Consider the following 24,152-nt stretch of genomic DNA (forward strand, 5'->3'; position numbering starts at 1 on the left):
AACGCGCGCCTCGATGTCGGCCTTCTTGCCGGCGCCGTTGACGATGGTGGTGTTCTCCTTGTCGATGATCACCTTCTTGGCGCGGCCGAGCATCGAGAGGTTGACGTTCTCGAGCTTGATGCCGAGGTCTTCCGAGATCGCCTGGCCGCCGGTCAGGATCGCGATGTCCTGCAGCATGGCCTTGCGGCGATCGCCGAAACCGGGAGCCTTGACGGCAGCGACCTTGAGGCCGCCACGCAGGCGGTTGACGACCAGGGTGGCGAGCGCTTCGCCTTCGACATCTTCCGCGATGATGACGAGCGGCTTGCCGGTCTGCACCACGGCTTCGAGCAGCGGCAGCAGTTCGTTCAGCGAGGAGAGCTTCTTCTCGTTGNCGTAGGCGTCTTCCATCTCAACGCGCATCTTGTCGGCGTTGGTGACGAAGTACGGCGAGATGTAGCCGCGGTCGAACTGCATGCCCTCGACGACGTCGAGTTCGNCTCGAGCGACTTTGCTTCCTCAACCGTGATGACGCCCTCGTTGCCGACCTTCTTCATGGCGTCGGCGAGGAACTTGCCGATTTCGGCGTCGCCGTTGGCGGAGATGGTGCCGACCTGGGCGATTTCCTCGTTCGAGGTGACCTTCTTGGAGTTCTTGACGAGATCGGCGACCACGGCGTCCACCGCCAGGTCGATACCGCGCTTTAGATCCATCGGGTTCATGCCGGCGGCAACCGCCTTGGCGCCTTCGCGTACAATGGCCGCGGCCAGCACGGTCGCGGTGGTGGTGCCGTCGCCCGCGGCGTCGGCCGCCTTGGAGGCCACTTCGCGCACCATCTGTGCGCCCATGTTCTCGAACTTGTCCTCAAGCTCGATTTCCTTGGCGACGGTGNATCCTTGGTGATGCGGGGAGCGCCGAACGACTTGTCGAGCACGACGTTGCGGNGGGGCCGAGCGTCACCTTCACCGCGTTGTTGAGAATTTCGACGCCGCGCAGCATGCGGTCGCGGGCATCGACGCCGAATTTGACTTCCTTGGCTGACATAATGATCTCCCTATGCCCATAACCCAAGGGCCGCGCGACTGGGCGGATTCCTGAGGGATGAGATTTCGATTGCAGGCCTCTTCCTTCGAGACGCCGGCTGCGCCGGCTCCTCAGGACGAGGGAACGGGCTAAAGCGCTTAAGCGGCCTTCTTTTTGGCGGCGGGAACGTCAGTGAGAACGCCCATGATGTCGCTTTCCTTCATGATCAGAAGCTCCTGACCATCGAGCTTGACCTCGGTGCCCGACCACTTGCCGAATAACACGCGGTCGCCGACCTTGAGGTCGATCGGGATCAGCTTGCCGGATTCGTCACGGCTGCCCGGACCAACGGCGATGATCTCGCCCTGCGAGGGCTTTTCCTTGGCACTGTCCGGAATGAGGATGCCGCCTGCGGTTTTGTCTTCGGCATCGATGCGTTTGACCACGACGCGATCGTGGAGCGGACGGAACTTCATGCGATCCTCCATGGCTTTTGTGATTATTTCTGGATTGGCAGTCGCAAGGAGCGAGTGCTAGCCGCTCTTCACATAAGCTTGTAACACTGCGGCGCAAGGGCTTTGGCCCACGAGGTTGCTAATTCAATTCCCATCGTGACCCGGAGCGGACAGCAGGGCTCGAAAGCGGTCGTGTGCCGTCTAACGTGTTCAGGAAATGTCCTAGATTTCGGACCTGTATTTTACCCGGCGGTACTGTCCGTATTTAAGCCCCGGTGTCCTAAGCTGAATTTGGAAGTGTCCTAATTCCGATTCGCGGCGCATAATGAGCAAATGGAAGAAACCCGTCACAGAGCCTGTATTTGCGGAGCGGTCTACAACCGCACCGAATCTATGGCTGCCGAACGCCAGATCAGCAGCTTCGAGTGTTCGGTCTGCGACCAGACCATGGAAAGCTGGAACACGGCCTGGGTGCCGTCCTACCGCCTAATCGCGGGTCCTGTTAGGCCGCTCCAGATCAGCTAGGAACGCTTTGGTTTCCTGACGTTCGACGTTGCTATGAAGCGATACTTTTTCGACTTGCGAGACGGTGGCGAACTGACCCGCGACGATGAGGGTCTATACCATGGAGGCTGTGCAAGAAGAGGCCGCGCATCCGCTGGCAGACATGGCGAGGGACGCGTCCCGCAGGCCCCACAATGCAGCGGGCACCTGATGGCTATCGATGTCAGGGACGACACCGGACCGGCGTTACGAGCCAAATTCACGTTCCAGATAGAAAGGGTCAAGCACTAAGGCGTCCTCGCTAGAGGATGCTGAAAAGGTAAGCCAGTTCGCGCTGATACCGCTCTGCTGATGAGCTAACCTGCAACCGCTTGCCCTCCACTCATGTGAAACCTGCCGATCTTGAGCTGAGAAATCGGAATGCTTTTCGCCCGCTGATACGGCCAGATGACGCAAAGTCGTCAGTAATTACGAACGAGTCCGCTGGATTATCGCGATCGAAAAGCTGCCGAATATTTTTCACAACGCGCGCTCAACATACATTCGAGAAGCGCGGGCAGGGGAAGCGCAAAGCTTTTGAACCCACCATTGTCATAACGATTCTGCACGATTCTCCTCGCTATTCGGCAGATAGTCACTATACTTGGCGCATCACCGCGCGCCCCGGGCTATTATCGGTGACTTAGAGCGTTGCGCTCCCGCCTTAACCAAAAAAGGCGGTCACATGTCTGATACCCTCAAATTCGATCTTCGTGATTGGCTGGTGCCTCCGGTGCTGTTGCCGATCTTTTTTGCGCTGCTGATCGCTGCCGCCGTGATTATTCAGTGGTAGTCCGCCTCAAGTGAGTTGCCGGCAACGGGAATCCGAGTGCTTAACATTAAGCAGGAGTCGGAATGGCAAATACGGCGATCATCAGAGACGCATACGGCGTTCCGGCAATGTTCGTTGATTCGAAAACCGGCAAGGATGATGCCGCCTTTGTCTTTATCAGGGTCGGCGATGAGGAACGCCGGATGCGGTGGGCCGAATGGGATGCGCTTCCCGCCTGGACTGGCGTTCGTCCGTCCTGGGCGACCAAACGCTAATGGACCCAGCAAGGTTGCTATCTGACGCCGGAGTACCCATGTGATCAGTTAGCCCAGCGGGATCGCGACAAACGCGAACATCCCGTCGCGACGCCTTAGCCACGCCAAATCAAATCAACGGTATCGACCAACGGCATATCGCTGCGATATGCGCGTTTCGGGTCAGGACAATCTATGGCCATCGAGCATGCCGCCGTGCAGATTGCGCGCAAACCGTGGGGGGTAGGCGATCTCAATCCATGGAGCAGCGTCGACGTTGCGGGCGATCCGGTTGGAGAGTTGTGGTTTCAGCGCACGCACAAGCATGCAGCCATCCCGGCCCTGCTGCTCAAATTACTGTTCACCAGCGAGCCCCTGTCGATTCAGGTTCATCCGGACGATGAATTTGCCCGCTCAATCGGCTTGCCGAACGGCAAGAATGAAGCTTGGTACATTCTCGCAGCAGCCCCGGGCGCGCGGGTTGCGCTGGGACTGAAGCGGCGACTCACGCCACAGGCATTGCGCGCAGCGATCAGGGACGGCTCGATTGCCCACCTCATGCAATGGCGTCCCGTCGCGAAAGGCGACATCATCTTCGTCCCCGCCGGCACGATCCACGCCATTGGCGCCGGTATCGTACTCGCCGAGATTCAGCAGCGCAGCGACACGACATTCCGCCTGTTTGACTATGGCAGGCAGCGCGAACTGCATGAAGAAAGCGCCGTCGCCGTTTCCGACGCCGGGCCGGTTCAGGCCCAATCCAGTCCACGACGCCTCACCGCAGCTCGAACAGCCCTGATCACAAGCCGGCATTTCGTCATTGAGTTGATCGACCTGCCGGCGAACTCGAATTGGGCACTCAATGCCGATCGGGAAACCTGGATCCTTGCGATCGAGGGCCGGGCGCGGATCGGGTCGACGAACATGTCGGTCGGTGATGCCGTCTTTATCGAGGACGATCGATCAGGCATCGAGGTCGGCGCGGACGGCATGCGCGGCCTGATGGCTTATCCGGGACCTGATCCCGTTGTTGCCTTACTTCAGGACACCGGAGAGCTGACCAAATATGCCGGCATGTCCGCCGGCGACGCGCCGAAATCAAGCGAGACTGTCGAGGTACAAACATGACGCCGCTCCGCCGCATCGCCGTTATCGGCAATTCGCTACCCCGCCGCTGCGGGATCGCAACCTTCACGACCGACCTGCAGCAGGCGATCTCGACGTCACGCCCGACTCTCGAGACCTGCATCGTGGCTATCACCGATCATGGCCAAACCTATGATTATCCCAAGGCGGTCGCTTTGCAGATTCAGGATAACAAGATCGAAGAATACATCCGTGCAGCAGACTTCCTGAATGCCGGCCGGTTCGACACCGTGTGCCTGCAGCACGAATTCGGAATTTTCGGTGGCGAAGCCGGCGGCCACGTCCTCGAACTGCTGTCGCGTCTCACCATGCCTGTCGTGACGACGTTCCACACCGTGCTTGCCAATCCGACCGCCGCGCAACGCGCGGTCATGGAGCGCATCGTCGATGCCTCGTCGAAGGTCGTTGTGATGGCCAACAAGGGCCGCGAACTGCTGCGCAGCGTCTATCAGGTGCCGGACGACAAGATCGAGGTCATAGCCCACGGCATTCCCGACGTCGCGCTTGTCGCGCCCGATGCGGCGAAGGCAAGGCTCGGATTTGACGGAAAGTCGATCATTCTGACATTCGGCCTGCTGTCCCCCAACAAGGGCATCGAAGTCATGATCGACGCCATGCCGTCGATTCTGAAGCGTCGCGCCGATGCGTTGTATGTCGTCCTTGGCGCAACGCATCCGAATCTAGTTCGAGACCAGGGCGAGGCGTATCGCAACAGACTGATGAGGCGGGTCCGCGAACTTGGCGTCGAGGACCACGTTGTGTTCCTCGACCGCTTCGTCGATCTGCCCACGCTGCTCGAATTCATCTCGATGTGCGACGTTTATGTCACGCCCTATCTCAACGAGGCGCAGATGACGTCGGGAACGTTGGCCTACAGCTTCGGACTGGGGAAGCCCGTCGTTTCGACGCCTTACTGGCATGCTCGTGAACTGTTGGCCAATGGACGCGGCGTCCTGGTGCCGTTCGGTGATGCGACGGCGATCGGCAGCAAGATTGCGGAATTGCTCACCGATGACGTTCGCCGGCAGGCGATGTGCCGGCGCGCCTATGCGGTCAGCAGAACCATGACGTGGGAACGCACCGCCGAGCACTACATGTCGGTTTTCGAGAGCGCGTCTCAGGGTCACTGGCTCAAGGTCATTGCGCCCTCCAACACAGGCGTTCCGGAGCTACGCAGCCCTGCGGCGCCGGAGATGCAAATCAGTCATTTCCTGTCGATGTGCGACGATACCGGCCTGTTCCAGCACGCTGTGCATTCGGTGCCCGATCGCTCGCACGGCTATTGCGTTGATGACAACGCCCGCGCGATGCTTTTGGCCTGCGCCCTCAATAGTCCGGGCGAACAGCCGCTGTCGGAAGTCTTGACGGCCCGCTTCGCCGCTTTCGTGCAGCATGCATGGAATCCTGACACCGGGCGGTTTCGCAACTTCATGGGCTTCAATCGAACCTGGCTCGAAGCCAGCGGGTCCGAAGACAGTCACGCGCGGACGCTTTGGGCGCTCGGCGAAACCGCGCGCAGCGACGCAACTCCGTCGCGGCGCCAGTGGGCGGCTGCCTTGTTCGCCGAGGCTCTGTCGGCTGTAGAGACCTTTCGCTCTCCGCGGGCGTGGGCGTTCACCCTGCTGGGTTTGGGCGCTTATTGCGCCGTGGCTCCCGATGATCTCCACGCCCAGGAGATCCGGCATTCTCTTGCCGACAGGTTGATGTCCTGTCTGGCTTCGGTCGAAACGCCGGACTGGGTGTGGTTCGAGGAAGGGTTGGCTTACGACAACGCGCGCCTGCCGCAGGCGCTGATGATGACAGGCGCGGCGACGCAAACGCCTGAATACGTGCAGGCCGGATTGAGGTCTCTGCGCTGGCTGATGATGCGACAAACGACGCCGGCAGGGCATTTCCGCCCCGTCGGCACCGCCGGCTTCGGCGAATTGCGGCAACTTCCCCGCGCATTTGATCAGCAGCCCGTGGAAGCGACGGCGACGATCGCTGCCTGCCTTACGGCATGGCGGGCGGATGGCGATGCGGAGTGGAAAGCGCTTGCGACCCGTGCCTTCACCTGGTTTCTCGGCAGCAACGACCTGTCGGTGGCGCTGGTCGATCCGCACACCGGCAGTTGCCGCGATGGACTGCACCCCGATCGTGCCAATGAAAATCGCGGCGGCGAGTCGGTGGTGTGCTATCTGCTTGGGCTTGCGGAGATTCGCCAGCTTGCGCGCTTCAACGCCAGCCTGACCAAACCCGCGGCACTGCGCGCCATGGGCGCCTGAATCTTGCCTCCTGCTCAAGCGATCGAGGACACCGTGTCACAGGGCATCTTCCTGAACCGACAGGCGCTTTATTTGCGTCCCGATCCAGCGCGGGTGATCGTGCGCCCGTTCAAGCCGGCGACCGAACCCCGCGATCTCAACCCGACTGACAAGACGCGTGCAAATCATATCGTCGACCGGGTTCTCGCCCTCGACACCGAAGCCGTTGCCTCCCAGCTCGCGGACGTCCTTGAAAATTTCCTCGGTCGGCATCGGAACCTGCTGGAGAGGTTCGAGGCCCGTGCGAACGAAATGGAGGAGGCTTTCGCAGCGCATGGAAGCTTTTCAAAAATTCAGCGCCAGTTGATCGGGGCCTATTTTCTCAATGAGTATTCCTTCGAAGCCTCTGCCTTGTTCAACCCCAGCATCGTGCCGCACCCCGACCAATCGGACGCGCCGAAGGGCGGCCTGCGCTTCATTCTCAGCCTCCGTGCTATCGGCGAAGGGCACGTGTCGTCGCTGACGTTTCGGGCCGGCACATTCGCAGCCGACGGCAGCGTGATCGTTGATCCGACGGCGCGGCTTGCCTCGAGTCCCCAGATTGGCCATCGCGCATCCGGACCGGACGGCGATCATGTCGAACTGGTCTTCAAGCCCGAGGAAGAGCTCAGCGAGCGCGTCATCTTTCCGGTCACCGAATCCCAGTCGAACGGCATTGAGGACGCCCGCTTTGTCGAGTTCAGCGATGGCGGCCGAAAAACCTACTACGCCACCTATACCGCCTATAGCGGGCGGGCGATCCGCTCCGAACTGATCGAGACCAGCGATTTCATGTCGTTCCGGTTGTCACCCTTGAGGGGCGCCGCGGCGCGCAACAAGGGAATGGCGCTGTTCCCGCGCAAGATCGACGGCAGATACGCCATGATCGCGCGGCAGGACAATGAGAACCTGTATCTGATCTATTCCGACGACCTCTACACATGGGAGGGCGGGCAGGCCGTGCTGAAACCGGAATTTCCATGGGAGTTTGTTCAGATCGGCAATTGCGGATCACCTATCGAGCTCGATGAAGGGTGGCTGTTGCTGACGCATGGCGTAGGCCCGGTGCGCAAATACTCGATCGGGGCGGCGTTGCTCGACAAGAACGACCCCTCGAAGGTGCTAGCCCGCTCCCGCGAACCGTTGCTGCGGCCCGAGCCGTCGGAGCGCGAGGGATACGTCCCTAACGTCGTCTATACCTGCGGGGCGATGCGGCACAACGACCAGGTCATTCTGCCATACGCGGTGTCGGACACCTTCTCCAATTTCGCGACCATCAGGATTTCGGCGCTGATGCAGGCGATGAAAAGGTGACCGCCGCTTGCGCGGCGCCAATCCGTCCGTTGGAAGGTCAGGGAGCCTGAATGAGCGAGCGACTTGAAACGCTGAAGAAAGCCCGTGAGCGCATGATCGAGGACAGGCACGCGCATGCCAAGGTGCTGGCTGCTCCTTTTGACCGGGATAAGGCCGAGCGGGCACGCAACAAGTTCATCGAGATTCAGGTGCTGGTCGATGCGCTCGATCGCGCCATCAGTGGAGAGGAAGTCATTCCGACAAAAGGCTGAGCCGCGGCGGCAGCAAGGCGCAGCATCAATTAATGCATGGCTATTCGGGGACAAAGGGAGCACAGTTGCACAATGCGAGTCTTCAGGTTGCGCCGAACGACCTTTCTGGTTCAAGGCATGGATCCTACCGCAGGAGATCAATGCAGGCTTGGCGCCATGTCCTTCCGGGCATCGGGCCGGACCTGAAGGGACGAGGTGATGCCTACGCTATCGAAACTCCTGCTTGAGAATGGTCTGCCCGATCTTCCGGTGTTGCTGATCGAGCCGCATCGCAACCACAGGGGAATCTGGCGCATCAAATTCAGCTATGAAATGGGAGAGCCGTTCTCCATGGCTGCGACCCAGGCATCGATCATGGCTTCCAGTCTGCATGAGATCGGGGAAGTCGAACTGGCCGAAGAGATCGATGACGCGATGAGAATTGCGGCGCGCTACGCGTCAATGTGAGATTCGCCGTTCAATGATGGCGTCATCATAACCCAAAGGAGATTGACATGGCCAAGGGCGAGCAAAGAGGAAATCGGGAAGTCAAGAAGCCCAAGAAAGAGAAGATCAAGACAATAGCTGCGGCGCCGAGCCAAAAGGCCGCGGGATGGCAACCGGGTTTCGCGTCTGGCAAGAAGAAATAGCAATGCAAGCGTCGAAGTAGGGCGATACGCTGGACTGACGCGTTCGAGCGCGTGCGCAAAAAAGCGCGTTCTCGCAGGGTTGCGCGATCGGGCGGCGCTGATTGGCCTATTGCTTCGTGGGGGGCGGCCAGCGCTCGCGGCCTGTTCTAATGGTGATACCACCCCAAAGGAAATCGGATGAAAATTACGCTCGCCGTATTGATGCTCTGCGCCTGCGCGCAAGGCGCTCTCGCCGCTGGACCGGAATGCCGCACGATCGAAAGCACGAGCGGGCGACTTGCCTGCTACGATGCGGCGTCTCCTCCAAGAATACAAAAGCCGGCAGCCATCGAAAGCGACGCGTCACGGCCGCCCTACAAAGACCCCTTCATCGCGGAAGACGCCCGAACCACCTCCAAGCTAAAGGGTATCTGCCGCGGCTGTTGAGATTGATGCTTTCCGGCCATGGGCGTTGCAGCAGGCCCGCTATCAAGGGGGACCGACGGGTTTGCGGCGCTTATTGGTGCCCTTGCCGGACCGAGCCCGGTAGCCCTTGCAGAACCCGATTTGAAGTTGCGCGCATCTACCGATCCGCCGCGCTTCCGTCCGCCAATGACCCGAATGTATGGTCCGGCGGGTGCGCTGCAAAGCGTGCTGAATCGGAAATGAAGATCGTGAGGTACCGCCAGTTGGTGGACCGGACCGCGGACGAGGAACTCGTGACGCGCATCAGGACTCAGATCGCGGAACTTGAGCAGAAGCTCCGGGAGATCGGCGAGTAAGGTCGCTTGATTGCCTCGGGTCGTTGAACCTTATTGCGCCTCCGCAGACAGATAATTGCCGGGGGATTGCACTGTCCGGATTCAACACAGCGCCACCAAGCATTATTCGGCTTGGGGGCGCTGTCTGCATTAGTAGCCCAGTTTGATCCAGCGATTGGCCGATTTCGGCCGGCACCGGTCGCTAGGTACTGTCCGAGTTTAACCCGAAATTGTCCTAGGCTGCGGGCAGTGTCCTGATCCGTCTTTGACAAGGGTTCGGAGCGTTAAGATCTCTTAAGTTGGCAAACGGACATAAAGGGAATCTACTCGACCTATCACCGCCCCGCCTTCGGCTTCCATCGGTGACTGAGAGTGTTGTGCTCCCGCCCGTTTCGGAGAGCCACCATGCCCCGCATCCAACGCAACCAACCCAAAGCGCCGTTACAAGACCGTCTGATGCTGGAGGCCATGCGCCTCAAGGACGAGGCGAACGAACTCCCGCCAGGTTCGTTGCGCGACGCCAGGATCAGAAAAGCTCGCCAAGCTGTAACCGCTTGCCGTGTGAATGAGTGGCTCTCGTCGCCCGGACTTAAAGCGCCGCGGTAGGGTCGCCTCAGTTGGCGGCCTCTTTCGGAGCACTCTGGTGGCGAACGGGTGTGATCTACCAGATATACCCGCGCTCCTTTCAAGATACGAACGCCGACGGCATCGGCGACCTCAAGGGAATCGAGCGGCGGCTCGACTATCTTGCCGGCCTTGGCGTTGACGCCATCTGGATCTCACCCATCTGCCCCTCGCCCATGGCTGATTTCGGCTATGACGTCACCGATTATTGCGACGTCGATTCGCGCTTTGGTGTGCTTGCCGATTTTGACAGCCTGCTTTCACAGGCCCATGCGCGCCGGCTCAAGATTCTGCTCGACTTCGTGCCCAACCACACATCCGACCGGCATCCCTGGTTCGTCGAGAGCCGCGCCTCGCGCGACAATCCGAAACGGGACTGGTACATCTGGCGCGATCCGGCGCCGGATGGCGGGCCGCCCAACAACTGGATCAGCGATTTCGGCGGCTCGGCATGGGAGTGGGACAAGGCCACCACCCAATATTACTACCACGCCTTCCTGAAGGAGCAGGCGGACCTCAACTGGCGTAATCCGGCCGTGCAGGCAGCGATGTACGACGTGATGCGCTTCTGGTTCGACCGAGGCGTGGACGGCCTTCGTATCGACGTGCTGTGGCACCTGGTCAAGGCGGCAGACTTCCCCGACAATCCGCCCAACCCTGCCTATCAGCCGGCGATGGGCGATATGCACCGCGTGCTCCAGCTCCATTCGACCGACCAGCCCGAGGTGCACGAGATCGCCGCCGACATGCGAGCCATCGCCGATAGTTACGGCGCCAGTGGACGGGGCGAACGCGTGCTGATCGGCGAAATCTACCTGCCGGTCGATCGGCTGCTGCGCTATTACGGCCGGGAACGGGCAGAGGTGCACCTGCCCTTCAACTTCCAGCTCATCGATGCGCCGTGGGAGGCGCGCTCCCTCGCGGCGCTGATCGCCAACTATGAGGCGGCGCTTCCGCCAGCCGCTTGGCCGAATTGGGTGCTCGGCAACCATGACCGGCCGCGCGTCGCAGCCAAGCGTGGGCAGGCCCAGGCCCGCGTCGCAGCGATGCTGCTGCTGACGCTCCGCGGCACGCCCACCCTCTACTACGGAGACGAGTTGGGCTTGAGCGATGTCGCGATCCCATCCGCCCTGGTTCAGGATCCGCGCGGGCTGCGCGAGCCCGCCCTCGCCTTGGGCCGCGATCCGGTCCGCACGCCGATGCCATGGGACGGGAGCGAGAATGCCGGCTTCACCACGGCTAAGCCGTGGCTGCCGCTCAATGTCGACTGGCCTATTCGCAACGTTGCGCGGATGGCGCAGGACCCTCATTCAATCCTGGCGCTTTATCGCCGATTGCTGGTCGCCAGGCGTGCACATCCGGTGTTGGCGATCGGCGACTTCACGCTGCTGGACACGGAGGGCGATGTAGTCGCCTATGAGCGTCGGCACGGCGCCGAGCGCTTGATCGTAGCACTCAATCTCGGGGGACATTCGCAGCGCCTGGAATTACCGGACTGGGCGAGCGATTGCCGGGTGCTTTTGTCCACTGTCGCCGATGCAACGCTGGCCGGAGACGGTGGCGTGCTGCTACGGGCAGACGAGGGCATGATTCTGACGGCCGATTAACGAAAGCAACGAAGGACAATCGCATGCGTATCGCCATGCTCGCTCCGATCTCCTGGCGCACGCCGCCGCGCCATTATGGTCCATGGGAGTTGGTGACGAGCCTGTTGACCGAGGCGCTGGTGGCGCGCGGCATCGACGTCACCTTGTTCGCCACGAAGGATAGCCGGACGGCCGGCAAACTGGCCGGTGTCTGCCCGGCGGCATATTCCGAGGACCCCACGATCGACGCCAAGGTATGGGAGATTCTCCACGTAGCCCATGTATTCGAGCGCGCGGGTGAGTTCGATCTCATTCACAACCATGCCGATTTCGTGCCGCTCGCATTCTCTCGGTTGGTGGAGACGCCGGTGGTGACGACGATCCACGGTTTCTCCTCGGAACGCATCCTGCCCGCCTTCAAGGCATACGAGGATCGCGTCCATTATGTCGCGATCAGCGATGGAGATCGCCATCCGGACCTGCGCTATGCAGCGACAATCCACCACGGGATTCGGCTGGAGGACTTTCCCTTCGACCCGCACGGCAGCGAAGACCTGCTCTTCTTCGGCCGCATCCACCCGGACAAGGGAGCGGCCGAGGCGATTGCGGCGGCACGTCGAGCGGGTCGACGGCTGATCATGGCCGGCATCGTCCAGGATCAGGACTATCACAACGAGCAGATCGTGCCCGCGCTGGACGAGCGCTCCGTGGTCTATCGCGGCCCAGTGGGCGGAGCGGCCCGCACGATCGCCCTCGGCTCGGCGCACGCGCTGCTCCATCTTATCAATTTCGACGAACCGTTCGGACTATCGGTCGTGGAGGCACTCGCCTGCGGCACGCCGGTGATCGCCTGCAACCGCGGATCGATGCCCGAGCTGATCGACGATGGCGTGACTGGCTTCCTGGTCAACAGCGTCGATGAAGCCGTAAATGCGATCAGCCGTGTCGGCGAAATTGATCGCGCCGTATGCCGAGCAGGGGTGTCTGAGCGTTTTACGGTCGACCGGATGGCTGATCGATATCTGGACTTGTACCGATCGGTCCTTGGCTGAGGACTTTCGGCTTCATTACTTAGCTTCGTCTGCTTGTGGGGCACAAAGCGAACATGCCTGATGTCTGAGTTGAGCCCGTTATGCGAGCACAAGCGGACAAGAATTATCCGCAGACAGTCCCGGCGGGGCTTAATTTCCCCTCCGGCATCCCCACATAGTATTGATGACGCAATGGCAAAAGACCTTCACGCGGGAACCCCCGAAGACCAAGGCTGAACTGCGCGAGATGTTGGCAGAGGCCGTCCGGAATACGCAGCCCGAGACGAAACGGCAGTCGAAGGCCAAAAGAGATCGCGACTAGGGCGGCGTCAGTTCATCATCCATTTATAAAAGAAGTCTAAGCGGCAACGATTGGGGCCGCGACTATGACTGATGTGAAACAGAGATACGATGCATCGACGGTCGCCGTCATGCGGCGGGCGTTGAACGAGGTCGTCACGGATCGTCGCTTCTTAGTACGGAAGTCTGTAACGCCGCTGGGAGTGGCGGAGCATATTCTTCAGCAGGCAGCGTCTGGCGAACGCGACCTCAGCCGTCTGAAAAGCTCTGCTTTCGAGAAGCTGAGTACCGCTGCCTGAAGCGGCGATCAAATGGTGGTGCGAAACGGCTGTCCGTTGTAGACATCGCGCGATGTCTGACTTGAGTCTGCTTTCGGGGGGATTGTGTTGCAAAAGTCGTTTTTCGCCGATGACCAAAATTCTGCGGGCTGCGGGCGCGACTTTCATGTACAGGATGTGAGGGACCTCACGGCCTTACGCAAAATACACAGGCGACTTCGGTAATGCGATTGAGGTCATACTAAGCAGCGATCGCTCGCTGCTTAGTGTTTTCGCGAAAAATTTTGAGCCCTGCAACTTTCGACTTTTGCAACACAATCGGGGGTAAAGCGGACATCACTGTCCCTTCCTAGGTCTGCTTTTCGGTGATGCGCGCAACTGTGGCGTTTTGTTAAACCCTAGGATCCCCGCAGCAACTTAAACGGCCCTTGAACTTTGAATTCAATCAAATTATTTCTGCCCGAGCTTAACCTTGAGAGGGTCAGGGTATCGAGCCCCGAGTCTGTGAGGTCCTGTGTACCACTGGCCTCTTGACCGCAGCGGCGGAGAGTATGGGTTGCGCAAGCCGCTGCAAGTATTGACATTTGATTTGGCTCGGAGCGCAGGGAGGGATTGCCGCGCCGGCAACAGAAAGCCAATAAAATCAGGCATTTCCTGCAAGCCCGATGAGGTCGTGTGTACCAGTCTTGTGCCCCGAAGTCGAGCCGCCTGGAGCTGACGCAACGACCTGCTTTTCCTGACGTTTAAGCAGCGTGTCCGGAGGCGGCCGACACGCTGGTTGATTTGGCCACAGGTGTGGAGCGGAGAACCGGAAACGCAAATTGGCTTGCAGTTGAGGTTAGAGATTCTCGGCCCAGTTCTGTAGGCTCGGACCCGCTTTGACGTCGCAAGCCGTACACATTGACGCCGCCTGATGATGACCTGCCCCTCCGACAAAGTTGCGGCTGGGTAGCCTCTTGGACGCTCGCTTGGCGGCGGATTTAGGTGCGGGCATGGCCTGCACGACTGGCTCCGCCGACCGGCTCGGGTGTTCTCACATAGGAACCATACGGGTCGAGGGGAATCGATTTTAAGCCGGCTGGCCTTGCCCTTCCTCAATGGCCGATCTGGCGAACGGCCTCGGCCCGTGTCACGTACCAGCTGGGGCGTCTCGATGTCGGCGAGCCCTACGCTTGGGTACGGGAGGCTCTTTTGAGCCGGCGCGCCTGTTAGGTTGTCACCTTACAAGTAGGGGGGCCGCGCCTCTCTTCCGGACCACGTCAACAAGACCGTCCAAAAGTGAACTCTTTCGCGCCTCGTTCCTTGGTCTTCGAAGTAGGGAGGTGTGCCAAGTGCCAACCTTCTTTGTCGTAGAAGATGAGTTTTTGGTCCGCGAAGTCATCCAGACTGAACTGGAGGATGCCGGCTACGAGGTTGTGGTTGCGGAAAACGCCGACGTTGCCATTGGAGCCCTGGAGGCGCGTTCGGATATCCATCTCGTGTTCACCGACATTGATATGCCAGGTCGATGGATGGTTTGAAATTAGCCGCCTATGTGCGCGATCGATGGCCACCGGTCCATAACAATTACGACCGGCAAACGATAAGCCCCGGGAGACCCCCGCCAACGCACTCTTCATTCCGAAGCCGTACGTCGTTCAGACGGTCGTGGATGCCGTCCGCACCTTTGAGCATATGTAGCTCCTTAAGGACCGGAACGTCCCGGAGCACCACAGCTTACGTAAGCGATAGCGCTCCGTGTCTGCGGCTGTGACTCTCATTCAGCTTTCGTCCCGCCCAATGGTGTTTCAACCTTACTATTTGCAAAGGCCGAGTTCCTCGATACGGGCGAAAAATTTAAATCAGGAAGCAGCAGCGTATCAATTCTCGGTCCCCTCAATTCCGATCCAAAGTTTATCCAAGGCATCGTATCGAGATGGGGAATCCGTGGGAGCGGAAGCTTTTCTGAAACTGAAGCTTGTCGCTCGCCATCATTATTGAGCTTGCTTTCGCTCGCTCGTCCGAGCTGGGGTGCCACGAGAGCGCCCGCCAGCAAAAGTGCCAACAGCCTTTCCGTCATGTCATCCTCCGTACAAGTTGAAGTCTGGTTCATTCCGATGTTGCGCACTCTCCCAAGTGGCTCATGAGCCGGCAGGTACTGCTTGCCTTTTCGAGTTGTTGGGTTGCGTAACACGTGTCGGCTGACCTGCCATCGCCTGCACCGCAGCCTTTACCTTTTGGAGCGCCCGCAGCTCTATTTGGCGGATGCGCTCACGAGATATTCCGTACTGGACCGCAAGCTCCTCGAGGTTCGGGGGATCGTCTGTTAGATGACGCGCTACAAAAATATGGCGTTCACGGGGTTTAAGCGTCTGAAGGGCAGCTCTCAGGGCTTGGTGGCGATGGGCGGATTCCTGCTCGTCGGCCAACCTGGTCTCCTGAGTAGGCGCGGGATCAACAAGCCAATCCAATGCTTCTCCGCTCTCACGCTCGTCATGGGTGGGTACGTTCAAGGAGACGTCGCCCTGTAGGCGGCGGTTCATATCCACGACTTCTCGTTCAGCTACCTCAAGGCGCTCGGCAATTAGCTTGACCTGCTCGGGCCGTAGCTCGCCATCCTGAAGCGCGGCGATCGCGCTTTTTGCCCGTCGCAGTTTGAAGAACAGCTTCTTCTGAGCGGCGTTTGCCGCAATCTTCACGAGTGACCATGATCGAAGGACGTAGTCTTGGATCATCGCCCTGATCCACCACATCGCATAGGTAGCAAGGCGGACACCCCGGTCGGGATCAAACCGCTTCACGGCCTGCATCAAGCCAACATTGCCCTCGGAAACGATGTCAGCGATGGGCAGCCCATAGCCGCGATACCGCATGGCGATTTTCGCAACGAGTCGCAGGTGGCTTGTCACCAAACGATAGGCGGCGTCACGATCGCCTTCGCAACGCCAGCGCCTGGCATATGTGGATTCCTCCTCGGGTGTAAGGATCGGAAATTTTCTGATTTCAGTCAGATAATGCGCCAATCCAGTCCCGATGGACGGCAGGGAACGAGAGACGGTCTGGTACATTTCAGCTCTCCAGAAATTTAGATTCTGAGCCCATAAGCCTGACTTGTTTCGATCACTGCAGAGACGGCGTACCTGTAAGGATGACCGTCAAAATAACCCCCATGCTGAGAAGGCAACCTGACATCCCGAGCAGCTTCGCAAGGTTTAGTCGTTCAAACAGCATTGTTGCTCGCTCCTCATCGCTGGCGACGATTACAGCGGTGGGGCCCCTCCGGATTCTTGAGCACTTGAGTGCTGTCCAGAGCCTTGAATAGGATTGACTCTCCGCTCCAGTTCAGAATCCAGGACGCGCAGCGCGTCCATGATGTCGTCGAATTTCACCGTGGCGGCGGGGAAAGGCTGACGCAGTTCGGGAACGTCCTCAACTGCGCAAGCATCTGACGCCCAAGACGACAAAATCGCCCTTTTTTCGTACAGCGTCAGATCACAGTCCCGGACAACGTCCATCGGATGACTAAATGCACGGGCTGGGTGTAGGAGCGCATCAATTTCCAGGGTAGGTGTTCGTCCAATAGCCATCGTCTCCTCCATGGGGATGGAGGGGCGGTCTTGAGCAAGAGGCACAACCGCCCCGTACCGTTCGTTGTTAGGCCGCGTTGAGAGATTTCATTGGCTTGGAGCCGCCGCCAATCGCAATCTTCCGAGGCTTCATAGCTTCGGGAATCTTGCGGACCAGATCGATCTGCAGAAGGCCGTTCTCGTAATTCGCTTGTTCGACTTCAACGTGGTCTTCCAGATTGAAGCGACGCGTAAAGGCTCGGGCCGAGATGCCTCGATGCAGGTATTGCTGGTCATCCTCGTTTGCCTTACGGCCTTCCACCGTCAGGAGATTCTGTTGGCTGGTGACCGTAATCTCCTCGGGGGTGAAACCGGCGATCGCTACCGCGATGCGGTAAGTGTCTGGGCCGGTCCGCACGATATCGTAAGGCGGATAACCCCCCTGATCTTCGGTCAACTGGGGATTGTTCAGAAGATCGAACAAGTGGTCGAAGCCGATGCTCGACCGCGAGAAGGGAGTAAAGTCGAAAGTCCTCATAACCACATCCTCCGTTTGAGCAACATGGATACAAGCAGCGCGCCGGACATCCGCCGACGCCCGCACCGGACCATTTAGCATCCGGCGACAGCGAAATATTTTAGGTTCGAAAAAGTTTCAAGAGGCTGCAAAAATTTTTCTGAAGGTCCGGACCGGCTGGTTAATCGTGCCGTAACCGAGTGGACTTCGCCGCCCCGCTAGCGGCAGACCCGTAGGCAAGGGCATCGCGCCAAGAGGGCCCCTATTTCGCACGTGCAAAAAAGAGGAGCCAAAGTCCCTGGGTATCTTTTACCAGCGGCCAACGCTTCATCGAAAAAGGCGCCCCGCCATTGGAAGAAATCCTTTTCGGGACCGCTCTAGTTTCAGGCCTGGTCCAGTACGTCGCGGACCTTGGCGGCCAATTCATTGAAGCTGAAGGGCTTGACGATCAACTGCACGCCTTTATCGAGACGGCCATGATGGATAATTGAGTTGCGGGCATAGCCGGTAGTGAACAGGACTTTCAAGGAGGGGCAGATGGCTTTGGCTTGAGCGGCGAGCTGCGCGCCCGTCAGGCCGCCCGGAAGGACCACGTCGGTAAACAGGAGATCCACTCGGGGTTGACGGTCGAGAATCCGCAGCGCCCCCAAGCCAATCAGAGCGAGACTGATTACGCGGCCCGTTGCGCGCCGCGTAATCGCTCTTCGATATATTGGTCTAGTGCATCGCGCTCTTGGCCGATGCGTCGCTGGAAGCGTTCGCGCTCCACGTCGGATATCGTGGAGTCGCGCAGCCAGCAGTAATAGTCGATGACCTTCTGGTGGCCTTGGATAACGAAGGCGTCCACGTCAAACATGGCAGCCCTCTTTGGCGGCTGCTGCAGCCGCGGCCGGCGGCAAGGTGAAGGGAAATGTCTCTTGGGAAAGAGCTGCCATAGCGGCCTGCTCTTCACTCAGGCGGCGCTCAATATAGGCGCGTTCAAGGTCCGTGAGCTGTGTTGCAAGTAGCCTGCGGTAGCGATGGACGTTGTTGCGGTGGGCGCGCAGGCGGGCCAGATTCTCATCAATCATGATCGTCGTCTCCTGACGGTCGTCGTGCGTTCCTTTGCGAATTTGGGGTAAGCCCCGGCGAAAAATTGGGAGGCTATCCGGCCCAAGTCAAGACCCCCGGGGCGGCCCAAGAAACGATTAACCAACCGGCCGCCGTGGCCACAAAAATTTTCTGGTCCCCTCTTGAACTTTTTTTCCGGTTGCAGATTTTCTTGGTCGCCGCAGACGTTGCGGCCGGGGTGCCCAGTCGGGCCCCGGGACATTAAGGCGGGCGCCGGAAGGTGTCCGGCGCCAGCTCGTACCCAACTTGCTCTTTGGAGGATTTGGCTATGAGGTATGATNTGGACTCCCCTGTGGAGGTCGACCATNCGGCTTCGACCGCCTGTTTGATGTTCTCGACGAGGTCCAGCGGACCACCGACGAGACCTATCCCCCCTACAATATCCAACGGCTCGACGAAGACCGGTTCCAGATTTCGGTAGCGCTCGCCGGCTTCACGCCGGACGAGGTTGCTCTGACGGTGGAGCACAACGTCCTGACGCTGGAAGGCCGCAAGGCCGAGAAGGAAGAGAAGACCTTCCTGCATCGCGGCATCTCGACACGCTCGTTTAAGCGCCAGTTCACCCTGGCCGACCACGTCGAGGTCAAGGGGGCGCGCTTCGAGAACGGGCTATTGATCATCGAGCTACAGCGCGAGGTGCCAGAGGCCATGAAGCCGCGCCGCATCGCCATTAGTGGCGCCGGCCCAGGCAATGTGAGCCAGATCGAGGCCAAGGCCGCCTGACCGACCTGCGGATTGGGACCGATCGCTGCCGCGCGGGTCTGCCCGCGCGGCAAAGCTCAACGCGAGCGCGCCGTCTCGGCGCGTCCTTGCCCCTCGCTGCTGCGCGCCGATTACTCGATGATACACAAACGGGGCTGTGTACAAGATTGGGGCTGACTCCATGACTGACATCGCAGAGTTGAATCAGGGTCGCTTCTATTGGGTCCTCGTGCGCTCGAGCACGAAAGATCCAGAGTGGCAACCCGCACGCTTCACCGGCATTGCCAGCCACGGCGCCGGCGCGAGCTGGGACTTCATCGGATTCAACGGCGACATCGGTCACCACTTCATCGAAGTCGTCGACATCGGCCCCGAGATCACCGACGATCACGCGTCGCTGGCTTCCACCTGACCTCATCCCAATGCTAGCGACTGAACCGGCGCTCCACTTTTTAGCAGCCGCTGCCGCCCGAGCACAGAGCCGAAAGCAGGACCGCGCCCGAGTCGCCCGCAGACAGAACTACGAAATCGGATACGAAACGAAGAAATCGATGACGTCGCGTGCTGCCGATTGAGCGTCTAGTGTTTTCTATCGATTTCGAATGCCAACCGAACGTTCATCACGGGGCCGACATCGTCGCGCACTTCGATTGCCAGTGAATGACTATCAGTGCCTGCAGAGCACCGTGCCGCATCCCAAGCGAAGCCCGCCAGCGCGCGTGCAGCTTCTTCCTGCACGGCCCCAACATCCAAGAGCTCCAAACCTTCCTCATCGACGACTAGAACGTCGCCGTCGCGCAAGTCGAAATAATAGCGTCGCATTCGCGCCGCTCGCTAGACCCTGCCCCGACTGAACACAAACGATAGGCCTTTGTTCCTATCGGCCGCCCACCTCCGCAGCGCCTCGCGATCTCCCTGTCACCTGGCGTCGCGGTTCAATCGTCACAATTCTCGCCGGCTAGACGTAACTTACTATGGTTCATCGACCGCCAGCATCTTTCCCGGCACCATCAGCGCGCACTCACTGGATGAGTGACGTCGACGCATTATTCGACTTCTGTTGCGGGGCGACTCTAACCATCACATTCGACAGCGAGCCATTGCGTTGTACAGCCAGTTTGAGCTCTTGGCCAATCCGGGCGAGGCCCACAGTATTACGCAACTGCGCCGCAGAACGAACTGGATGATCATCGACCATGGTGACTACGTCCCCCTTGCGGAGGCCAGCTTTTTCAGCAGGAGAATCCGGCGAGATGTCAGCGACAACAGCGCCGCCGTTGCGTCCCTTCTGAACATCTTGCAACGATATGCCGATGCGGCCGCGCTCGACGCGCCCTGTCTCGATGATTTGTTCCATCACCCGCCGCGCCATATTAACCGGGATCGCAAAGCCGATCCCGACATTGCCGCCAGCCGGTGAGATAATGGCTGAGTTAATACCTACCAGTTCGCCACGCAGGCTCACCAAGGCACCTCCAGAATTGCCCGGGTTGATCGCGGCATCGGTCTGGATGAAGTCCTCATAACCTTGCTTGCTGAGGCCGGTGCGCCCTAGCGCGCTGACGAGTCCGGAGGTAACTGTCTGGCCGAGGCCGAAGGGATTGCCGATCGCAAGCACAAAGTCACCGACTTCGAGCGTGTCGCTGTTTCCAAAAGAAATCGCCTGCAGTCCAACGGGGTTCTGGATCTGAAGTACCGCGACATCCGTTGGCGAATCCCGCCCGACTACCTTTGCTGAAAACTTTTGGTTGTCCTTCGTCGTCACCTGCACAGTCGAAGCGCCCTGGACGACGTGTGCGTTCGTGAGTACGTAGCCGCGTTGCGCATCCACGATGACACCCGAGCCGGTGGCACTGATCTCTTTCTCGAGCTGCTTCGGAACGTCAAAGAACTCGCGAAATATTGGATCACGGTAGAGTGGATTTTCCTCACGCACTCGGCCATGCACGGAAATATTCACAACCGCTGGAGTCACCTGGCGAACCAACGGCGCGAGGGTGGGGACCGGGCTGCCCCTCTTCAGATCAGGCATCTGCGCGGTCGCAAGATGACTTCCCGTCAGCGTCAGTACGAGAAATCCCAACAACAGAATGCGGATCGTTCTCACGACGTGGGCTCCGGCTGCACTTGCAGGGCGATGATCGGGATAGCCCACGCAGCAACCGCGTGGCTGAGCAACACGAGCGCAAGCACCGTCTGCGTGAACATCAGAAGTACCTCCGCAGCGCGGCGGCCGAGGGCCGCCGAAGCCGCATCGGGACGCCGCCGCCACGGGGCGGGTCGTCGTCATCGCCGTCGAGTTGGCGTAACGCCGCCAAGATGTCGGCGAGCCGAATGGTGTGACCCATACCCGGTATTTCTCGCAAAGCGGGACAGGATTCCACCGCGTACATATCGGAGGCCCAGGACGACAGGATGATTCGCTTCTCCGGAGTGGAGAGCGTGTCGTCGTTCAGGACCTCACTCGGAGAATCGTAGTGGGCTGCCGGGTGGAAAAGGGGATGAATACCATTGTCGGTGTTGATGTTAGCCATGCTCGTTCCCTCCTTACACTCCTTTCCAGGGGACGGGTTCGACGATGGGGCGGCGCGGTTGGCGCCGCCCCTATGTTGCTTCACTGGGTGTGGATCGCGATGCGCTTGACGCCTTCTCGCGGCTTGTCGGACTTCGGCAGTGACACCGTCAGAACGCCGTTATTGAACGACGCCTCAGCCTTGTCCTCCTGCACGTTGTCCAGCGGTATCTGGCGCTCGAAGGCTCCATAATAGCGCTCGGTAAAATACTTGCCTTCACCGTTGCGCTCAGCCTTCTTCTCGCCGCGGATCGTCAGGACGCCATTGGCGATTTCAACCTGGACGTCCTTCTCCGTCATGCCGGGCAGTTCAGCCGAGATGGTCAGCATCTTTTCATCGTCGCTGAGCTCCACCTTCGGCCAACTGAATCGCCCCTCCATCAGCGGTGACAGGCTCGTGCTGCCGAAGCCACGAAACACGTCGTCGAAAAGACGATTCATCTCGCGGTGCAACGTGAGGAAGGAATCGAAGTTGTCGCGCGCAGGCGCCAGCTCCTGGTTCTTTGTCCACGGAATAAGATCACGAATAGCCATGGTTCTTCTCCTTCGTTCATGAGGTTGGAGGCGGGCGCGCGGTTGCACGCCCACGCTCTGTCCTTGCTGAGTCGACCGAGCGTCTAGGCCGCTCTCTTCTGGTCGATCAGCGGAGAAGAAGAAGTGCCCGCGCCGATCTCGATACGACGCGGCTTCATAGCCTCCGGGACCTCGCGGACGAGGTCGATCACCAACAATCCGTCCTGGAAGGACGCTTGCTTCACCTGCACGTAGTCGGCGAGATTGAAGACCCGCCGGAACGGCCTGGCTGCAATGCCCTGATAAAGGTACTCGTGCGCATTGCCGTCAGGCTTCTTGCCTTCGATGGTGAGCGCGTTCTGCTCCGCCGTCACGGCGATATCGTTGACGCCAAATCCGGCCACGGCCAACGAGATCCGGTAATGATCCTCGCCGGACCGTTCGATGTTGTAGGGAGGATAATTGTCCTCGTTGGTGTGGCGTAGCGAGCTGTCAACGAGATCGGCCAGGTGGTCGAAGCCGATGGTGGAGCGCCACAGGGGCGCGAAGTCAAAGTTAGTCCTCATAACCAAGTCCTCCAAAGAGCAAGATGGATACGAAGGAGCGCAGGACACCGGTCCGGCGCCCAGTTCAGTCGCCGGACCCGATCTGGCGTCCGGCACCGCGGCTAGCGGTAAAACAGAACTAGAAAAATCAACTTGAGTTTCAAGAGGGCCCCAGAAATTTTTTGGCAGCCCCGAGCCGGCATCCTCCCTTCCGGCACGGGGGCGAGACGACTGGCGCGCGACGCCTCCTGCTCTAGTAGTTTTCCGCAGTGCAAAATCAAAGGCCGGTCGCGTTCGATCAGGAGGCGCAGACGCCAACGTCCGCGCAGAGGCGGGTCTGGACCCGATGGCCGTGCCCTAATTTGTCCGGCCTGTGTCCAATATTGAACTCACAGCTGAGCGTCGCCATACTAGGATTAATGCCATCGAGTGCTGAACCCTACGGTTAGGACCCGTAAGCACGGAGGTTGCGCCATGGAACGTCGCCGTTTCAAACCGACCGTATCCCTTGAACTCCGTCTAGCCGAAGAAACGAAGCGCCTACGCGAAGAAGCGAAGCGCCTACGCGCAGAAGCCAAATTGCTTCCCCCTGGTGCCATACGAGAAGCGCTTTTGCGCCGAGCCCGCCAAGCCGAAACCGGCTCGCATTTGAGTGAGTGGCTGCGATCTCCCGGGCTACAACCGCCGAAGTAGTTGGCTTGAAGCAGCAGGTAAGTTTGCCGGCCGGAACAACTTGAAGCACGAGGTCGCGCCAAACCTCCTTGGTTACACGCGGACCGTCGACCTGCTGAGCCTCCCCCTTCGGAAGACCCTGCTCTGGCGACAGCGCCATGAGCCGCTTTCGTTTCCACGTCGGAGTGCTACGGCTGCTCAGTGGGCTGCCTCTTCCGATCGCCTTAGGCACAGCGCCGTCGGCGGGTGGCGAGAGCGCCGATTGGCATATTGCGCTTACTTCGGCGGGCGCGACCCGCGCCACGTCAGGTCGCGCCATATTGCAGGTTCAGCTCACTCTCGGCAGGCCGCGCTCATGGCCGGATGGAATTTGGAAAAGGCCCGGTTGAGGAACGTCTGGCAATAGCAGGGTATCGGTCTTGAATACCGGAGCGCTAGGTTTCCAGCTCATCCAGCGCATCGATTCCAGATAAGGAATGGGCGGAAGCGGCAGCAGGTTTCCAGATCTGTCGAACGCTAGCTTGGGCGTGCTATCCATGCCCCAGGCACCCAGCGGCATAAGCATGGTCGCCAAGGCGACGGCGCCTGCGACAATTCTGCGGATGCGGTTTTGGCACTTCTCGGCGGAGCCGAGTACGGGATTGCTGATCATCTCATCCTCCTATCGTTGAAAAACCGATCCAAGCGATCGTCAGAAGGCTGAGGGCGAACATGAGCCAATGCAGTACACTCGCCCCGCTCTTGCGCGATCGTGATTGCATGCGTGTGC

At 59.7% G+C, this 24,152-nt stretch carries 29 protein-coding genes and 1 pseudogene; 14 read left to right on the top strand and 16 right to left on the bottom strand.

What is annotated here, in order from left to right:
• The 3 genes and pseudogenes from CQ14_RS45855 to CQ14_RS07415 form a co-directional block, all read right to left on the bottom strand.
• On the bottom strand, positions 1-373 hold a 373-nt coding region (locus CQ14_RS45855; RefSeq protein ID WP_283807205.1), incomplete at both ends, for a TCP-1/cpn60 chaperonin family protein.
• Positions 374-479: 106 nt separating this feature from the next.
• Positions 480-870, bottom strand: a pseudogene (locus tag CQ14_RS45865) (TCP-1/cpn60 chaperonin family protein); the annotation flags it as partial.
• A 290-nt stretch (positions 871-1,160) separates the two neighbouring features.
• Complete coding sequence (locus tag CQ14_RS07415; RefSeq protein WP_057857355.1) at positions 1,161-1,478, bottom strand: co-chaperone GroES; 318 nt, start codon at positions 1,476-1,478, stop codon at positions 1,161-1,163.
• 1,377 nt (positions 1,479-2,855) lie between these two features.
• Here CQ14_RS07415 and CQ14_RS07420 point away from each other — a divergent pair.
• The 11 genes from CQ14_RS07420 (at position 2,856) to CQ14_RS45870 (ending at position 14,727) form a co-directional block, all read left to right on the top strand.
• The gene (locus CQ14_RS07420) at positions 2,856-3,047 is read left to right on the top strand and encodes a hypothetical protein (protein WP_057857267.1); all 192 of its coding nucleotides are present in this window, start codon (positions 2,856-2,858) and stop codon (positions 3,045-3,047) included.
• A 174-nt stretch (positions 3,048-3,221) separates the two neighbouring features.
• On the top strand, positions 3,222-4,154 hold the full coding sequence (locus CQ14_RS07425) for a class I mannose-6-phosphate isomerase (RefSeq protein ID WP_057857268.1): 933 nt from the start codon (positions 3,222-3,224) through the stop codon (positions 4,152-4,154).
• A complete protein-coding gene (locus tag CQ14_RS07430) occupies positions 4,151-6,436 on the top strand; it encodes a glycosyltransferase family 4 protein (protein WP_057857269.1) in 2,286 nt (761 codons plus the stop codon). The genes CQ14_RS07425 and CQ14_RS07430 overlap by 4 nt, the downstream gene beginning before the upstream one ends.
• A 33-nt stretch (positions 6,437-6,469) precedes the next feature.
• Positions 6,470-7,768 (top strand): glycoside hydrolase family 130 protein, encoded by a 1,299-nt coding sequence (locus CQ14_RS07435; protein ID WP_057857356.1) that lies wholly within the window; start codon positions 6,470-6,472, stop codon positions 7,766-7,768.
• Positions 7,769-7,818: 50 nt separating this feature from the next.
• Positions 7,819-8,019 (top strand): hypothetical protein, encoded by a 201-nt coding sequence (locus tag CQ14_RS07440; RefSeq protein ID WP_057857270.1) that lies wholly within the window; start codon positions 7,819-7,821, stop codon positions 8,017-8,019.
• A gap of 249 nt (positions 8,020-8,268) precedes the next feature.
• Positions 8,269-8,466 carry a hypothetical protein gene (locus tag CQ14_RS07445; RefSeq protein ID WP_245320241.1) on the top strand — a complete coding sequence of 66 codons (198 nt, stop codon included), beginning with the start codon at positions 8,269-8,271 and terminating at the stop codon, positions 8,464-8,466.
• A gap of 47 nt (positions 8,467-8,513) precedes the next feature.
• On the top strand, positions 8,514-8,648 hold the full coding sequence (locus tag CQ14_RS47555) for a hypothetical protein (protein ID WP_283807206.1): 135 nt from the start codon (positions 8,514-8,516) through the stop codon (positions 8,646-8,648).
• A 1,396-nt stretch (positions 8,649-10,044) separates the two neighbouring features.
• Positions 10,045-11,619 carry an alpha-amylase family glycosyl hydrolase gene (locus tag CQ14_RS07450; RefSeq protein ID WP_082649755.1) on the top strand — a complete coding sequence of 525 codons (1,575 nt, stop codon included), beginning with the start codon at positions 10,045-10,047 and terminating at the stop codon, positions 11,617-11,619.
• 23 nt (positions 11,620-11,642) lie between these two features.
• Positions 11,643-12,650, top strand: a complete 1,008-nt coding sequence (locus CQ14_RS07455; protein WP_057857273.1) for a glycosyltransferase family 4 protein — start codon at positions 11,643-11,645, stop codon at positions 12,648-12,650.
• Positions 12,651-13,015: 365 nt separating this feature from the next.
• Positions 13,016-13,228, top strand: coding sequence for a hypothetical protein (locus CQ14_RS07460; protein WP_057857274.1), 213 nt, complete (start codon positions 13,016-13,018; stop codon positions 13,226-13,228).
• 1,310 nt (positions 13,229-14,538) lie between these two features.
• Entirely contained in the window at positions 14,539-14,727 is a 189-nt protein-coding gene (locus CQ14_RS45870; RefSeq protein ID WP_057857275.1) for a response regulator, read from the top strand.
• 236 nt (positions 14,728-14,963) lie between these two features.
• Here the strand turns inward: CQ14_RS45870 and CQ14_RS43380 are convergent, their stop codons facing one another.
• The 7 genes from CQ14_RS43380 to CQ14_RS07490 all read right to left on the bottom strand — a co-directional run bounded on the left by CQ14_RS43380 (position 14,964) and on the right by CQ14_RS07490 (position 18,339).
• On the bottom strand, positions 14,964-15,266 hold the full coding sequence (locus CQ14_RS43380; protein WP_156434748.1) for a hypothetical protein: 303 nt from the start codon (positions 15,264-15,266) through the stop codon (positions 14,964-14,966).
• Positions 15,267-15,327: 61 nt separating this feature from the next.
• Entirely contained in the window at positions 15,328-16,254 is a 927-nt protein-coding gene (gene rpoH, locus CQ14_RS07470; protein ID WP_057857276.1) for an RNA polymerase sigma factor RpoH, read from the bottom strand.
• Positions 16,255-16,446: 192 nt separating this feature from the next.
• Positions 16,447-16,773, bottom strand: coding sequence for a hypothetical protein (locus tag CQ14_RS43385; protein ID WP_156434749.1), 327 nt, complete (start codon positions 16,771-16,773; stop codon positions 16,447-16,449).
• A 67-nt stretch (positions 16,774-16,840) separates the two neighbouring features.
• Positions 16,841-17,290 carry an Hsp20 family protein gene (locus CQ14_RS07475; protein ID WP_057857277.1) on the bottom strand — a complete coding sequence of 150 codons (450 nt, stop codon included), beginning with the start codon at positions 17,288-17,290 and terminating at the stop codon, positions 16,841-16,843.
• 362 nt (positions 17,291-17,652) lie between these two features.
• A complete protein-coding gene (locus CQ14_RS07480; RefSeq protein WP_245320242.1) occupies positions 17,653-17,919 on the bottom strand; it encodes a response regulator in 267 nt (88 codons plus the stop codon).
• A gap of 20 nt (positions 17,920-17,939) precedes the next feature.
• Positions 17,940-18,125 carry a hypothetical protein gene (locus CQ14_RS07485; RefSeq protein ID WP_057857279.1) on the bottom strand — a complete coding sequence of 62 codons (186 nt, stop codon included), beginning with the start codon at positions 18,123-18,125 and terminating at the stop codon, positions 17,940-17,942.
• The gene (locus tag CQ14_RS07490; RefSeq protein WP_057857280.1) at positions 18,118-18,339 is read right to left on the bottom strand and encodes a hypothetical protein; all 222 of its coding nucleotides are present in this window, start codon (positions 18,337-18,339) and stop codon (positions 18,118-18,120) included. Before CQ14_RS07490 ends, CQ14_RS07485 begins: the two co-directional genes overlap by 8 nt.
• Before the next feature lie 451 nt (positions 18,340-18,790).
• Between CQ14_RS07490 and CQ14_RS07495 the strand changes: the two genes are divergently transcribed.
• Together CQ14_RS07495 and CQ14_RS07500 are read left to right on the top strand one after the other, a co-directional pair.
• Positions 18,791-19,102: an Hsp20 family protein gene (locus CQ14_RS07495; RefSeq protein ID WP_430650149.1), complete on the top strand. Its 312-nt coding sequence runs from the start codon at positions 18,791-18,793 to the stop codon at positions 19,100-19,102.
• 160 nt (positions 19,103-19,262) lie between these two features.
• Positions 19,263-19,493, top strand: coding sequence for a hypothetical protein (locus CQ14_RS07500; protein WP_057857281.1), 231 nt, complete (start codon positions 19,263-19,265; stop codon positions 19,491-19,493).
• Positions 19,494-19,660: 167 nt separating this feature from the next.
• On the opposite strand, the gene CQ14_RS07505 is transcribed toward CQ14_RS07500, so the two are convergent.
• From CQ14_RS07505 to CQ14_RS07525, 5 genes are all read right to left on the bottom strand, one after another.
• Entirely contained in the window at positions 19,661-19,903 is a 243-nt protein-coding gene (locus tag CQ14_RS07505; RefSeq protein WP_057857282.1) for a DUF6894 family protein, read from the bottom strand.
• Between the two features lie 199 nt (positions 19,904-20,102).
• A complete protein-coding gene (locus CQ14_RS07510) occupies positions 20,103-21,188 on the bottom strand; it encodes a trypsin-like peptidase domain-containing protein (protein WP_057857283.1) in 1,086 nt (361 codons plus the stop codon).
• Positions 21,189-21,288: 100 nt separating this feature from the next.
• Entirely contained in the window at positions 21,289-21,615 is a 327-nt protein-coding gene (locus tag CQ14_RS07515) for a hypothetical protein (protein ID WP_057857284.1), read from the bottom strand.
• An 80-nt stretch (positions 21,616-21,695) separates the two neighbouring features.
• Positions 21,696-22,187 carry an Hsp20/alpha crystallin family protein gene (locus tag CQ14_RS07520; protein WP_082649756.1) on the bottom strand — a complete coding sequence of 164 codons (492 nt, stop codon included), beginning with the start codon at positions 22,185-22,187 and terminating at the stop codon, positions 21,696-21,698.
• 83 nt (positions 22,188-22,270) lie between these two features.
• Entirely contained in the window at positions 22,271-22,732 is a 462-nt protein-coding gene (locus CQ14_RS07525) for an Hsp20 family protein (protein WP_057857285.1), read from the bottom strand.
• A gap of 453 nt (positions 22,733-23,185) precedes the next feature.
• Here CQ14_RS07525 and CQ14_RS45875 point away from each other — a divergent pair, with 453 nt between their 5' ends.
• Positions 23,186-23,404: a hypothetical protein gene (locus tag CQ14_RS45875; RefSeq protein WP_082649757.1), complete on the top strand. Its 219-nt coding sequence runs from the start codon at positions 23,186-23,188 to the stop codon at positions 23,402-23,404.
• A gap of 307 nt (positions 23,405-23,711) precedes the next feature.
• Here the strand turns inward: CQ14_RS45875 and CQ14_RS07530 are convergent, their stop codons facing one another.
• Positions 23,712-24,035, bottom strand: coding sequence for a hypothetical protein (locus tag CQ14_RS07530; RefSeq protein ID WP_057857286.1), 324 nt, complete (start codon positions 24,033-24,035; stop codon positions 23,712-23,714).
• Between the last annotated feature and the right edge of the window lie 117 nt (positions 24,036-24,152).

The organism is Bradyrhizobium lablabi, from assembly GCF_001440475.1.
GTDB lineage: Bacteria > Pseudomonadota > Alphaproteobacteria > Rhizobiales > Xanthobacteraceae > Bradyrhizobium > Bradyrhizobium lablabi.

Coding starts and splice junctions, on each gene's coding strand:
- CQ14_RS07415 (WP_057857355.1), bottom strand. CDS start 1,478: ATGAAGTTCCGTCCGCTCCACGATCGCGTCGTGGTCAAACGCATCGAT.
- CQ14_RS07420 (WP_057857267.1), top strand. CDS start 2,856: ATGGCAAATACGGCGATCATCAGAGACGCATACGGCGTTCCGGCAATG.
- CQ14_RS07425 (WP_057857268.1), top strand. CDS start 3,222: ATGGCCATCGAGCATGCCGCCGTGCAGATTGCGCGCAAACCGTGGGGG.
- CQ14_RS07430 (WP_057857269.1), top strand. CDS start 4,151: ATGACGCCGCTCCGCCGCATCGCCGTTATCGGCAATTCGCTACCCCGC.
- CQ14_RS07440 (WP_057857270.1), top strand. CDS start 7,819: ATGAGCGAGCGACTTGAAACGCTGAAGAAAGCCCGTGAGCGCATGATC.
- CQ14_RS47555 (WP_283807206.1), top strand. CDS start 8,514: ATGGCCAAGGGCGAGCAAAGAGGAAATCGGGAAGTCAAGAAGCCCAAG.
- CQ14_RS07455 (WP_057857273.1), top strand. CDS start 11,643: ATGCGTATCGCCATGCTCGCTCCGATCTCCTGGCGCACGCCGCCGCGC.
- CQ14_RS07460 (WP_057857274.1), top strand. CDS start 13,016: ATGACTGATGTGAAACAGAGATACGATGCATCGACGGTCGCCGTCATG.
- CQ14_RS43380 (WP_156434748.1), bottom strand. CDS start 15,266: ATGACGGAAAGGCTGTTGGCACTTTTGCTGGCGGGCGCTCTCGTGGCA.
- rpoH (WP_057857276.1), bottom strand. CDS start 16,254: ATGTACCAGACCGTCTCTCGTTCCCTGCCGTCCATCGGGACTGGATTG.
- CQ14_RS43385 (WP_156434749.1), bottom strand. CDS start 16,773: ATGGCTATTGGACGAACACCTACCCTGGAAATTGATGCGCTCCTACAC.
- CQ14_RS07475 (WP_057857277.1), bottom strand. CDS start 17,290: ATGAGGACTTTCGACTTTACTCCCTTCTCGCGGTCGAGCATCGGCTTC.
- CQ14_RS07485 (WP_057857279.1), bottom strand. CDS start 18,125: ATGTTTGACGTGGACGCCTTCGTTATCCAAGGCCACCAGAAGGTCATC.
- CQ14_RS07490 (WP_057857280.1), bottom strand. CDS start 18,339: ATGATTGATGAGAATCTGGCCCGCCTGCGCGCCCACCGCAACAACGTC.
- CQ14_RS07500 (WP_057857281.1), top strand. CDS start 19,263: ATGACTGACATCGCAGAGTTGAATCAGGGTCGCTTCTATTGGGTCCTC.
- CQ14_RS07505 (WP_057857282.1), bottom strand. CDS start 19,903: ATGCGACGCTATTATTTCGACTTGCGCGACGGCGACGTTCTAGTCGTC.
- CQ14_RS07515 (WP_057857284.1), bottom strand. CDS start 21,615: ATGGCTAACATCAACACCGACAATGGTATTCATCCCCTTTTCCACCCG.
- CQ14_RS07520 (WP_082649756.1), bottom strand. CDS start 22,187: ATGGCTATTCGTGATCTTATTCCGTGGACAAAGAACCAGGAGCTGGCG.
- CQ14_RS07525 (WP_057857285.1), bottom strand. CDS start 22,732: ATGAGGACTAACTTTGACTTCGCGCCCCTGTGGCGCTCCACCATCGGC.
- CQ14_RS45875 (WP_082649757.1), top strand. CDS start 23,186: ATGGAACGTCGCCGTTTCAAACCGACCGTATCCCTTGAACTCCGTCTA.
- CQ14_RS07530 (WP_057857286.1), bottom strand. CDS start 24,035: ATGATCAGCAATCCCGTACTCGGCTCCGCCGAGAAGTGCCAAAACCGC.